Here is a 12,320-nt window from a genome sequence, read left to right as displayed (position 1 = left end):
TGTCGCGGTTTGTCCCGATGTCGCAGCTTTTTTCTTGACATGACGGAAAAGGTGGGTTATTAAACACGTCTCTTTGCGGCGGTGTAGCTCAGCTGGTTAGAGCATACGGCTCATATCCGTAGTGTCCGGGGTTCAAGTCCCTGCACCGCCACCAATATTCAGCAAACCCCTCTTTGCGTAAGAGGGGTTTTTTCGTTGTGAGCCTGGAGCATTCAGGTGAAAACGGTCCTCTCGAAAGTTCACGCCTTTGTCGCTGAGCATGCGCTCTTCTCCCCCGGAGACACGGTTGTCGTCGCCGTTTCCGGCGGTCCCGACTCGGTAGCCCTCCTCGATATTCTCGCCGGTCTTACCGCACTGCGCCTGCGGCTTGTCGTTGCCCATCTGAACCATTCTCTGCGCGGGGATGAATCGTACGAAGACGAGCGGTTCGTCGCCGGTCTTGCCGCATCCTACGCTCTCCCGTTCGAGAGCGAGACGGCCGATGTGCGCGGTTTCAGCCGCCGTGAGCGCCTGTCGCTGGAAGATGCCGGACGCCGCTGCCGGTACGGATTTTTCGACCGGCTTGCCGGGCGCTATGGAGCATCGTCCGTGGCCCTGGCCCATCATGCCGACGACCAGGCTGAAACCCTGTTGCTGCGCCTGCTCCGGGGTGCGGGGGTGACGGGGCTCTCCGCCATGGCCCCGCACACGGCGGACCGCTACGTTAGACCACTCCTCGCGCTCACCCGCCATGAGATCGAGCGCTATCTCCAGGCCCGGGGGCTATCCTTCCGGATCGATTCATCCAACGCCGACATCACGTTTCTGCGCAACAGGATACGCCATGAGCTCATTCCGGCTCTTGCCCGGTTCAATCCCGAAATCTCCCGCCGCCTGGTGGTGACGGCCGATCTGCTGGCCGCCGACGAGGAGGTGCTGGAGTGTGCAACGGCAACCGTCTTCGAGCGGATCAGCCGAGGGAACGTCGATGGGAGGCTTTCGCTCGATCTGGAGGCGCTGCTTCGCGAGCCGCGGGGGATCCGCTACCGGATCTACCGTTGCTGCGTAGAAATGGTCAAGGGAGATCTCGCCCGCCTTGCCTTCAGCCATGTGAGACAGATTGACGACATCGTCCGTTCGCCGAGGCCCAATCTCTCCTGCACGCTCCCGGACGGGGTAGCGGTCACCAGGGCATACGGGACACTCTTCGTCGGTAAGGCTGTGGAGACGGCTGAGTTCGAGGGCGAGGTTCTCATCGACGGGCCGGGATCCTTTCCTCTGCCGGGGGGGGGCGAGTTGCTCGTGGAGGTTGGCCCTCCTCCCGAGGTCTTCGATTTCCCCCCACACGCGGCGTGCTTCGATCTCGAACGCGTGCCGTTCCCCTGGCTGGTGAGGGGGGTCCGGCCGGGGGATCGCATCCATCCCCTCGGCATGAGCGGGAGCAGGAAGGTCAAGGACCTCTTTGTCGACGAGAAGGTGCCCCGGGGGGGCCGGCGGAGGATCCCCCTCGTCTTCAGCGGCGGCGAGTTGATCTGGGTCTGTGGATACCGTGTGGGCGAAGGCGCCCGGATCGCCGCCGACACCACTCGCGTGGCCCGCGCAGAAGTCCGCCACAGGCCCCTGCAGTGACCCGAAATCACTTGTCAACCGGTGTCCGTTATGATAGATTTTTTCAATTATTCAGACACTTCGCGCAGAGGGCGTCCGCTGCGGTGACCGACACCGGGCCGATCGTCCCATCCATTCCTCGGGGGTAGCCTTGAACCAATTTTACAAAAATCTTGCGCTCTGGCTGGTGATCAGCTTGATGATGATCCTCCTCTTCAACCTCTTCAACAAGCCGCGCACCACCGCCGAACGCCTGAGTTACAGCGATTTCATCACCGCCGTTGATGCGGGGAAGGTGAATTCGGTCGTCATCCAGGGAAGCGACATCATCGGCAAGTTTACTGACGGCAAGGAGTTCCGCAGCTACAAGCCGATGGACGCCATGCTCTCCGATAAGCTCATCGAGAAGAAGATCACCGTCTCCGCCAAGCCGGAGGAGGAAAAGGTCTCCTGGTTCTCGATCTTCATCTCCTGGTTCCCCCTTCTCTTCCTCGTAGGGGTCTGGATCTTCTTCATGCGGCAGATGCAGGGTGGCGGCGGCAAGGCGATGGCCTTCGGGAAGAGCCGTGCGAAGCTTCTCACCGAAGCCCAGGGACGGATCACCTTCGAAGACGTGGCAGGGGTTGACGAAGCCAAGGAAGAGCTTGAGGAGATCATCCAGTTCCTCAAGGATCCGAAGAAGTTCACCAAGCTCGGCGGCCGCATTCCCAAAGGAGTGCTTCTCGTCGGTCCTCCGGGAACCGGCAAGACGCTTCTGGCCCGGGCGGTGGCGGGTGAGGCCGGGGTGCCGTTCTTCTCCATTTCCGGCTCCGATTTCGTGGAGATGTTCGTCGGCGTCGGGGCGTCACGGGTCCGCGACCTGTTCGTGCAGGGGAAGAAAAATGCTCCGTGCATCATCTTCATCGACGAGATCGATGCCGTCGGCCGTCACCGGGGTGCCGGTCTCGGCGGTGGGCACGACGAGCGGGAGCAGACCCTGAACCAGCTCCTGGTCGAGATGGACGGATTCGAGTCCAACGAGGGTGTCATCCTGATTGCCGCCACCAACCGTCCCGACGTTCTCGATCCGGCGCTGCTCCGTCCCGGCCGTTTCGACCGCCAGGTGGTTGTGCCGCAGCCCGACGTGAAGGGACGGGAGATGATCCTCAAGGTCCACACCAAGAAGACCCCGCTGGCGCCCAACGTCGACCTCGCCGTCATTGCCCGGGGGACTCCCGGCTTCTCCGGCGCCGATCTGGCGAACGTGGTGAACGAGGCGGCGCTTCTTGCCGCCCGCAAGGACAAGAGCGTCGTCGAAATGCAGGATATCGACGACGCCAAGGACAAGGTGCTCATGGGGGTCGAGCGCCGCAGCATGGTCATCTCCGAGGAGGAGAAGAAGAATACCGCCTACCACGAGGCCGGTCACACCCTCATCGCCAAGCTCATTCCCGGCACCGATCCGGTCCACAAGGTCTCCATCATCCCCCGCGGGCGCGCCCTGGGGGTCACGATGCAGCTTCCCAGCGAGGACAAGCACAGCTACTCGAAGGAGGCGCTCCTCAACCGGATCGCCGTTCTCATGGGAGGTCGCGCCGCCGAGGAAATCATCTTCGGCAGCCTCACCACCGGCGCGGGGAACGACATCGAGCGTGCCACCGAAATCGCCCGCAAGATGGTCTGCGAGTGGGGGATGAGCGAGAAGATGGGCCCCGTCACCTTCGGCAAGAAGGAGGAGTCGATCTTCCTCGGCCGCGACATGTCGATGCACAAGAACTACAGCGAGGCGACCGCCGTGGAGATCGACGTCGAGATCCGGCGTCTCATCGAGGAGAGCTACGGTCGGGTGAAGACACTGCTTCGGGAAAATGTCGACCTCCTTCACGATATTTCCCTCCAGCTCATCGAGAAGGAAAACCTGAGTGGCGAAGAGGTCGACCGGGTCATCGACGCCGGACGTGCGAAAACAGCCACCGGGGCTTCTTTCGAATCCCCATGACTCCTTCGGTACCATCCCCTCGGTCTTGCAGCGAAACAGCACGTTTGTGGACCTTTGGCCGGCGTTCCTTCGATTTTTCGCGCCGCCCCGGCATCATGGGGATCCTCAATGTGACGCCCGACTCGTTTTCGGACGGGAATGCGTACTTCGACCCTTCCCGTGCGGTGGAGAGGGCGCTCGAGATGCAGGCCGAGGGGGCCGATATCATCGACATCGGCGGTGAGAGCACCCGCCCCTTCGCTCCGCCGGTTGACGCCGACGAGGAGCTGCGGAGGGTTGTTCCGGTGGTGGAGGCACTGGCGGGGCGGCTCTCGATTCCCATTTCCGTTGACACCTACAAGGCCGTCGTCGCCCGCGCCGCATTGAACGCCGGTGCCGAAATCGTGAACGACATCAGCGGCCTCACCTTCGATGCGGAGATGGCCGCCACCGTCGCGGAGACCGGGGCGGGCCTCGTCGTGATGCACACGCGCGGAACGCCCGAGTCGATGCAGCTCAGTACCGGCTATGGCGACATCGTCACCGAGGTCATCGCATTTCTGGGTGATTCCCTTTCCATCGCCCAGTCGGCCGGGATTATTGCCGAGCGGGTGGTTGTCGATCCCGGCATCGGGTTCGGGAAGAGCAAAGGGGGCAACCTCGAAATTCTGCGCCGGATACGGGAATTGGCCACTCTTGGCCGCCCCGTTCTTCTCGGCACGTCCCGCAAGGCTTTCATCGGCAGGGTTCTAGGCCGCGAGGTGGATGAGCGACTCTTCGGGACCGCGGCCACGGTGGCCCTCGGTGTTGCGGAGGGGGCCTCCATCTTCCGGGTCCATGACGTCAAAGCGATGCGCGATGTCGCCGACATGGCCCATGCCATAGCGTATCCTGCAGACTGAGCCATCCCGCTGGTTCGCCGGGCGGGAAACGGTCGTATCGTATCTCTTCCCGTCTGGTGGCAATGATGCCCGATTCTCTCCAATTTTTCGAATGGCGCGATCTCGTCGACATTGCCGTAGTCGCCTACCTTATCTATCGGCTCATCCTGCTCTTGAAGGGTGGGGTGGCTGTCCGCCTTCTGACCGTCCTCTCCTGCCTCGCTGTCCTCTACTCCTTATCCGCCCTGGCCGGTCTCGAGACCTTCCACTGGCTGCTCGACTTGTTCTTCGGCTCGCTTGTCCTGATTCTCGTCATCGTTTTTCAGAGCGACATCCGCCGTCTTCTTGTCACGTTGGGGCGATCGCGCCCGGCGCGGGGAATGGATCAGGAGGAGGCCTCTGAGGTGCTCGACGAGCTGGTGGGGGCCATGGCCAATCTCTCGGCCCGCCGTCACGGCGCCCTGGTCATTGTCGAACGTGAGATGGGGCTCATGCCGTACGTTCAGACCGGGACGGAAATCGACGCGAAGATCACGAGCGAGATCCTCACCTCCATTTTCCTTCCCTATTCACCGATCCATGACGGAGCGGTCATCGTGCGCAAGGGGAAACTGACCAGGGCCGGCTGCTTTCTCCCACTTTCGCAGGATCCGAACATCAGCAAGTCGCTCGGGACGAGGCACAGGGCGGCCCTGGGACTGACCGAGCTGACTGACGCCGTGGCGCTTGTCGTCTCCGAAGAGACCGGAATGATGTCGGTCTCGGCCGGGGGGAAACTAACGCCGGTAGCGGATGCCGGGGCGCTGCGCAAGCTCTTGAGACGTCTTCTCGAACCGCGGTGGTTGACATGAAATGGACCACTGTGACAAGGGATGCCGGCATCAAGATCCTGTCGCTCGTTCTCGCCGCTGCGCTCTGGCTTTCCGTCGCCGGTAACCGCACGGGCGAGCTGACGCTCACCGTTCCCCTTGCCGTCCGGAATCTTCCTCCCGGGGTTGCTGTTACCCGCATGGAGCACTCCGCTCTCCAGGTGACCATTTCGGGGCCGAAAATTCTTTTGTTGAAGCTCCGGGGTGAAAAGATTATCATGCCGCTCGACATGAGGGGGCTCCGGGAAGGACGTGCGCTTTTCGCCGGTTTCGACCGCTCTCTTCCTCTCCCGACCGGGGTGCGAGTGACCCGGGTTTGCCCCGCTTCGGTCGAAGTGGTGCTCGCCCGGGGGCCTGTCGTAAAAAATCCCTGAGACTGTTTATGCAGGAGTTCATATGAAAAAGCTCTTCGGCACCGATGGTGTCCGCGGCGTTGCAAACGTTTACCCTATGACCACCGAAATGGCGATGCAGATCGGCCGGGCTGCCGCCTATCTCTTCAAGAACGGCAACCGGCGTCATCGCATAGTGATCGGCAAGGATACCCGCCTCTCCGGGTATATGCTCGAAAACGCACTGGTCGCCGGGATCTGCTCCATGGGGGTCGACGTCCTGCTGGTGGGGCCCCTTCCGACCCCCGGCATCGCCAACATCACCTCGTCCATGCGCGCCGACGCCGGGGTCGTCATTTCCGCATCCCACAACCCGTTTCAGGATAACGGGATCAAGTTCTTCTCCCGCGAGGGATTCAAGCTTCCGGACGAGATAGAACTGAAGATCGAGGATCTCATTTTCTCGAAAAAAATCGATTCCCTCCGCCCGATTGCGACCGAGGTCGGCAAGGCATACCGGATCGATGACGCCGTCGGGCGCTACGTCGTCTTCCTCAAGAACACCTTCCCCAAAGAGCTGGATCTCACCGGCATGAAGATAGTCCTCGACTGTGCCAACGGTGCCGCATACAAGGTGGCGCCGGCGGTTCTGGAGGAACTCGGTGCGGAGGTGATACCCATCGGCGTGAAGCCCAACGGCTCGAACATCAACGCAGGATGCGGGTCGCTCCACCCGGAGGTCATCAGCGAGGCGGTGAAGGAGCACCGGGCTGACCTGGGAATCGCCCTCGACGGGGATGCCGACCGGGTGATCTTCGTGGATGAGTTCGGCAACGAGGTGGACGGCGATCACATCATGGCCATCTGCGCCACCGATATGCTGAATAACAAGACGCTGTGCGGGAACACCCTCGTGGCGACGGTGATGAGCAATATGGGGCTCGATATCGCCGTGAAACGGGCGGGGGGAAAGGTGGTCAAGACGGCCGTCGGCGACCGCTACGTGGTGGAGGAGATGCTGAAAGAGGGGTATAATCTCGGGGGAGAGCAGTCTGGCCACATGATCTTCCTCGATCACAACACCACCGGCGACGGGGTGCTCTCGGCGCTTCAGGTCCTTGCCATCATGCGTCGGAGCGGCCGGACCCTTTCGGAGCTGGCCGAGGTGATGATCCCCCTGCCACAGGTGCTGGTGAATGTGCGAGTGGCCGAGAAGAAGGACATCATGACGATCCCCGAGGTTGCCTCCCTCATTCGGGGGATCGAGGAAAAGCTCAAGGACGAGGGGCGGATCCTCATCAGGTATTCGGGGACCGAGCCGCTGCTGCGGATCATGCTCGAGGGGCAGGACAAGTACCAGATTACCGGCTGGGCGAAGGAGATCGCCGATCTGGTCGAGCATAATATCGGAGGGAAGTAAGTGGCAAAACTCGGGGTGAACATCGATCACGTGGCAACGATCCGGCAGGCGCGGGGAGGAGTGGAACCCGACCCCGTCGCTGCGGCCGTGCTGGCGGAGATGGCCGGGGCCGACGGCATAACCGTCCACCTGCGTGAAGACCGGCGGCATATCCAGGACCGGGACCTGAAGCTGCTGCGCCAGACCGTGAAGACCAGGCTCAATCTGGAGATGGCGTCTACCGAGGAGATGGTAGGGATCGCCCTTACGCTGAAGCCCGACATGTGCACCCTCGTTCCGGAGAAGAGGCAGGAGTTGACCACCGAGGGGGGGCTTGACGTCCGGATAAATATCCAGGGGATCGCAGAGGTCGTCGGGAAGCTTCAGGATGGCGGCATCATCGTCAGCCTCTTCATTGATCCCGATCCCGACCAGGTGAAGGCCGCCAGCAAGGCCGGCGCCGACTACATCGAGATCCATACCGGCACCTTTGCCGAGGCACGGGACTGGAAGAGCGAGCGCGCCGAACTGGAGCGGATCGAGAACGCCATCAAGCTCGGCACCAAGCTCGGTCTGGGGATCAACGCCGGCCATGGCCTCAACTACTGCAACATTCGGAAAGTTGCGGCCCTGGGCGGCATCGAGGAGTTCAATATCGGCCATTCGATCATCTCCCGGGCGGTTTTTGCAGGGCTCGACCGCGCGGTGCGGGACATGGTCGATCTCGTGAAGTACGCGTAGGCATGACGTGATCTTCGGCACCGGCGTCGACATCGTGGACATCACCCGCTTCGAGCGTTTGCTCGGGGAAGGGAACGAGCGGCTCTTCGAACGCCTCTTTACGGTGCATGAACGCGAATACTGCGCCGGCAAGGCGCGGAGTGCCCAGCACTATGCCCTCAGGTTTGCGGCCAAGGAGGCGTTCCTCAAGGCCTGCGGCCTCGGCTTGCGGGAGGGGATGACCTGGCACGATGTGGAAGTGGTGAATGACAGCCTCGGCAAGCCTGAACTGCGACTCCATGGCAAGGCGCTCACGATCTTCACGGACCTCGAATTGACGAAGACGTTCGTAGCCCTTTCTCACGACGGCTCCTTCGCCGTGGCGATGGTGATACTGGAGCGGGCATGAAGGTTGTTACCGGCGAAACCATGCAGGCGATGGATCGGCGCGCCATCCGGGAGTGCGGCGTGCCGGGGCTGGTCCTCATGGAGAATGCCGGCCGGGGCTGTGCCGATGCGATTATCGAGACCTTCGGCATAGGGGGACCGCGGACGGTTCTCGTGGTGGCGGGCAAGGGGAACAACGGAGGGGATGGGTATGTAATCGCCCGCCTCCTGAGGGAACAGGGATGGCAGGTCAAAACGATCGTTCTGGCCGCGCGGGAAGAGATCACGGGTGATGCCCGGGCGAACCTGGATCGACTCGCCCCCCCGGAGGTCGTTTTCACTCCTCCTTCCTCGGGACTCACTCCCTGGCGCGCCAATCTGGAACAGGCGACCGTCGTGGTCGACGCCCTGTTGGGGACGGGGTTGCGCAGCGAAGTGCGGGGAGCCTACGCCGAGGCCATTTCCCTGATCAACGACTCCGGGAAGCCCGTCGTGGCGGTCGACATCCCGTCGGGCATCGATGCAACGACCGGCAGGGTACTCGGGGTGGCGGTGAGGGCCGATCTCACCGTGACATTCGCCCTGGCAAAGCTCGGGCATGTCCTCTTCCCGGGAACCGATCACTGCGGCGTCCTCAGGATTGTGGATATCGGCATTCCGCGCGAGGTGGCCGATGGGGCGCCGGGGATCGAATATGTCGACCGCGAGGCGGCGCGGCTTCTTGTGCGCAGGCGCGACCGTCAGGCCCACAAGGGGAGTTTCGGGCACTGCCTCGTCGTCGCCGGTTCCACGGGGAAGAGCGGCGCTGCGGCCATGGCGGCGAACAGCGCGGTGCGAAGCGGTGCGGGGCTCGTGACCCTGGCGGCACCGGCAACCCTCAATGCAATTCTGGAAATAAAGACCACCGAGGCGATGACCCTTCCCCTGGACGACGGGGGGAGGGGGGTGCTCGATGAGCGGGCCCGTCCCGCCATAATGCAGGCGGCGGAAGGTAAGGGCGCCGTCGCCATCGGGCCGGGGATCTCGTGGGATCCGGAGACGGCCCGCCTGGTTCGCAGTCTCGTCTCCGAGGTCGATGTTCCTCTCGTGGTCGATGCCGACGGTCTGAACGCCCTCTCGGATCAGATTGACGTCCTGATGGGGAAACGCGCGCCGGTGACAGTCCTGACTCCCCATCCGGGCGAGATGGCCCGCCTGGCCGGTATCTCCACGGCCGAAGTGGAAGGGGACCGTCTTCGCGTAGCCCGTGAATTTGCAGCGCGGTATGACGTCTATCTCATCCTCAAGGGGGCGAGGACGGTGGTTGCCGCCCCCGACGGAAGGATGGCGATCAATGGCAGCGGCAACCCCGGCATGGCTTCGGGCGGGATGGGAGACGTGCTGACCGGAGTTCTTGCAGCGCTTTTGGGACAAGGGTACGAGCCTTTTGCCGCCTGTCGCCTGGGGGTATTCATTCACGGGCATGCAGCCGACATCGTTGCCGCCGGCAAGGGGGAGATCGGCATGTCGGCGGTCGATGTGCAGGAATGTCTCCCCTCGGCATTCCACAATCTCATTTCACAGACGGGAGAATGACATGCTGAAGGTTCGGGACATCATGACGACCGACGTCGTCACCGTGAGGCTGGAAACCAGCATCAGGGAACTGGCCGAGATATTCACATCCCGCCGCATCGGCAGTGTGCCGGTGGTGGACGATGGGGGAAACCTGATCGGAATCGTTACCGAGTCCGACCTGATCGAGCAGGATCGAAATCTGCACATTCCGACCGTGATTTCCCTCTTCGACTGGGTCTTCTACCTGGAGAGCGAGAAGAAATTCGAGAAGGAACTGCACAAGATGACCGGTCAGACGGTTGCGGACATCTATACCGCTTCGGCTGAAACGGTGACGCCGGAGACATCGGTTTCCGATGTCGCCGATATCATGAGCACGAAGAAAGTTCACACCCTGCCGGTGGTCGAGGGAAGGAAACTCGTCGGCATCGTCTCGCGCATCGATCTCATCAAGACCATGGTGAAGTAGACTACGTGGTTACCATGCTTTCCCACAGCGTCGACGAAACGGTGCGTCTCGGCGAGCGCCTCGGCCGGGTGCTGACAGCCGGGGCTTTTGTCGCCCTGTACGGAGAGCTCGGCAGCGGCAAGACCCATTTTGCCCGGGGGGTGGCGGCAGGAGTCGGTGTCGAGGCGACGGTTCCCGTCACGAGCCCCACCTTTACGCTGCTGAACGAATATGTCGGGAGGATCCCTCTATATCATTTCGACCTCTACCGCCTGGCTGGGGGGGACGATGCGGTAGAACTCGGTTTTGACGAATACTTTCACGGTGAAGGGGTCTGCCTCGTCGAGTGGCCTGAGCGCCTGGGGAACGAGCTTCCTTCTGAAAGGCTGGATGTGACCCTCCAACATGTGGATGAGTTCACCCGCAGGCTCGACTTTGTTCCCCGCGGGCCGAACTATGAGGCATTATTAAAAAAATGTTTTGACCGGCGTAATGAATCCTGATATTAAGGCAGGATACGCTTGGCTTTGTATGCGAACGGGCGTCTTTCTGCACTGAACACGGCAAAGGAGGAACAGTAGATGGCTCTGGTGGTCCAGAAATATGGCGGCACCTCGATGGGGTCGGTTGAACGCATCCGCAACGTTGCCAAGCGGGTCGCCAAAACATACGACGCCGGCAACGACATGGTAATTGTCGTATCGGCAATGTCCGGTGAAACCAACAAGCTTGTTGCCCTGGCCAACGATATCTGTGAATTTCCGGATAACCGCGAATACGATGTGCTGGTTGCCTCGGGGGAGCAGGTTTCCATTGCGCTTCTGGCGATGTGCCTCAAGTCGATGGGGTACAAGGCGAAGTCTTACCACGGGTGGCAGGTGCCGGTGATTACCGACAGTGCCTTCAGCAAGGCCCGCATCGAAGAGATTCCGGACACGAAGATCCGGGCCGATCTGAAGGACGGAACGATTGTCGTCGTTGCCGGCTTCCAGGGGATCGACCGTGACGGCAACGTTACCACCCTGGGCCGCGGCGGCTCCGATACCTCTGCCGTGGCTATGGCTGCCGCCCTGAAAGCCGATGTCTGCGAGATCTATACCGATGTCTACGGCGTCTACACCACCGACCCGAACATCTGCCAGGACGCCCAAAAGATCGAGAAGATCTCCTACGACGAGATGCTCGAACTGGCGAGCCTCGGCGCCAAGGTGCTCCAGATCCGTTCCGTCGAGTTTGCCAAGAAATACAATGTGGACGTGCACGTCCGCTCCAGTTTCAATGATAATCCAGGGACAATGGTTACCAAGGAGGATAAGGACATGGAAGCTGTTCTCGTTTCAGGGATTGCCTACGACAAGAACGAGGCGAAGATCGCTGTCATGGGTGTGCCGGACAAGCCGGGGATTGCTGCCAGGATATTGTCGCCCCTTTCCGACGCCAATATTTCGGTGGATATGATCGTGCAGAATGCGAGCGAGAGGGGGTTAACCGACTTCACCTTCACGGTTACCAAGGCCGATTTCAAAAAGGCGCTCGCCATCACCAGGGAAGTGGCGGCGGAGATCAACGCCAGGGAAATTGCCGAGGACGAAAACATTTCAAAAATTTCCATTGTCGGTGTGGGGATGCGGAGCCACGCCGGTGTGGCGACGAAGATGTTCCAGACCCTCGCCAGGGAGGGGATCAACATCCAGATGATCTCCACCTCCGAGATCAAGGTGTCGGTCGTGATCGACGCCAAGTACACGGAACTGGCGGTCCGGGTCCTGCACGACGCCTTCGGACTCTCCGGCAAGTAGCTCTACCGCAGTCAGGAAACGTTTTGCGGATAGCGTCTAGTGTCCGGTGGCCCATCGCGATGCTAAACGCTATTTGCGTATCTAATCTCATACATTCAAAGGGTGAACCAATGAGCCTCGTGAAACTGTACGACACCACTCTCCGTGACGGCACCCAGGCGGAGGATATCTCGTTTCTCGTTGAAGATAAGCTGCGTATTGCCCACAAGCTCGACGAGCTGGGCATTCACTACATCGAGGGGGGGTGGCCCGGGAGCAACCCCAAGGATGTGGCCTTCTTCAAGGACATCAAGAAGGAAAGACTTTCGCAGGCGAAAATAGCGGCGTTCGGTTCCACTCGTCGGGCCAAGATTACCCCCGACAAGGACCACAACCTGAAGACGC

General features: G+C 61.3%; 12 protein-coding genes, 1 tRNA gene and 1 pseudogene. All 14 read left to right on the top strand.

Annotated features, from left to right (window positions below):
• Positions 1 to 77: 77 nt before the first annotated feature.
• Positions 78 to 154 (top strand) — tRNA-Met (locus M6689_RS12300).
• 62 nt (positions 155 to 216) lie between these two features.
• Entirely contained in the window at positions 217 to 1,608 is a 1,392-nt protein-coding gene (gene tilS / locus M6689_RS12295) for a tRNA lysidine(34) synthetase TilS (RefSeq protein WP_298272148.1), read from the top strand.
• Positions 1,609 to 1,738: 130 nt separating this feature from the next.
• Positions 1,739 to 3,565, top strand: coding sequence for an ATP-dependent zinc metalloprotease FtsH (ftsH, locus tag M6689_RS12290; RefSeq protein ID WP_298272145.1), 1,827 nt, complete (start codon positions 1,739 to 1,741; stop codon positions 3,563 to 3,565).
• A gap of 95 nt (positions 3,566 to 3,660) precedes the next feature.
• Positions 3,661 to 4,446, top strand: coding sequence for a dihydropteroate synthase (gene folP, locus M6689_RS12285; protein WP_298272214.1), 786 nt, complete (start codon positions 3,661 to 3,663; stop codon positions 4,444 to 4,446).
• A gap of 65 nt (positions 4,447 to 4,511) precedes the next feature.
• Positions 4,512 to 5,276 (top strand): diadenylate cyclase CdaA, encoded by a 765-nt coding sequence (gene cdaA, locus M6689_RS12280; RefSeq protein WP_298272142.1) that lies wholly within the window; start codon positions 4,512 to 4,514, stop codon positions 5,274 to 5,276.
• A complete protein-coding gene (locus M6689_RS12275; protein WP_298272139.1) occupies positions 5,273 to 5,668 on the top strand; it encodes a CdaR family protein in 396 nt (131 codons plus the stop codon). The genes cdaA and M6689_RS12275 overlap by 4 nt, the downstream gene beginning before the upstream one ends.
• A 22-nt stretch (positions 5,669 to 5,690) precedes the next feature.
• A complete protein-coding gene (gene glmM / locus M6689_RS12270; protein WP_298272136.1) occupies positions 5,691 to 7,046 on the top strand; it encodes a phosphoglucosamine mutase in 1,356 nt (451 codons plus the stop codon).
• A complete protein-coding gene (locus M6689_RS12265) occupies positions 7,047 to 7,766 on the top strand; it encodes a pyridoxine 5'-phosphate synthase (protein ID WP_298272133.1) in 720 nt (239 codons plus the stop codon).
• A gap of 7 nt (positions 7,767 to 7,773) precedes the next feature.
• On the top strand, positions 7,774 to 8,154 hold the full coding sequence (locus tag M6689_RS12260; protein WP_298272131.1) for a holo-[acyl-carrier-protein] synthase: 381 nt from the start codon (positions 7,774 to 7,776) through the stop codon (positions 8,152 to 8,154).
• Positions 8,151 to 9,707, top strand: coding sequence for an NAD(P)H-hydrate dehydratase (locus tag M6689_RS12255; protein WP_298272129.1), 1,557 nt, complete (start codon positions 8,151 to 8,153; stop codon positions 9,705 to 9,707). Before M6689_RS12260 ends, M6689_RS12255 begins: the two co-directional genes overlap by 4 nt.
• Before the next feature lies 1 nt (position 9,708).
• Positions 9,709 to 10,158 (top strand): CBS domain-containing protein, encoded by a 450-nt coding sequence (locus tag M6689_RS12250; RefSeq protein ID WP_298272127.1) that lies wholly within the window; start codon positions 9,709 to 9,711, stop codon positions 10,156 to 10,158.
• Positions 10,159 to 10,172: 14 nt separating this feature from the next.
• Positions 10,173 to 10,640: a tRNA (adenosine(37)-N6)-threonylcarbamoyltransferase complex ATPase subunit type 1 TsaE gene (gene tsaE / locus M6689_RS12245; protein WP_298272213.1), complete on the top strand. Its 468-nt coding sequence runs from the start codon at positions 10,173 to 10,175 to the stop codon at positions 10,638 to 10,640.
• A gap of 78 nt (positions 10,641 to 10,718) precedes the next feature.
• Positions 10,719 to 11,936, top strand: a complete 1,218-nt coding sequence (locus M6689_RS12240) for an aspartate kinase (RefSeq protein WP_298272125.1) — start codon at positions 10,719 to 10,721, stop codon at positions 11,934 to 11,936.
• A 110-nt stretch (positions 11,937 to 12,046) separates the two neighbouring features.
• Positions 12,047 to 12,320, top strand: a pseudogene (locus M6689_RS12235) (citramalate synthase); the annotation flags it as partial.

The organism is Geobacter sp. (assembly GCF_027327745.1).
In the GTDB taxonomy this organism is placed as follows: domain Bacteria; phylum Desulfobacterota; class Desulfuromonadia; order Geobacterales; family Geobacteraceae; genus Geobacter.
This window is presented reverse-complemented; position numbering and strand designations above follow the sequence as displayed.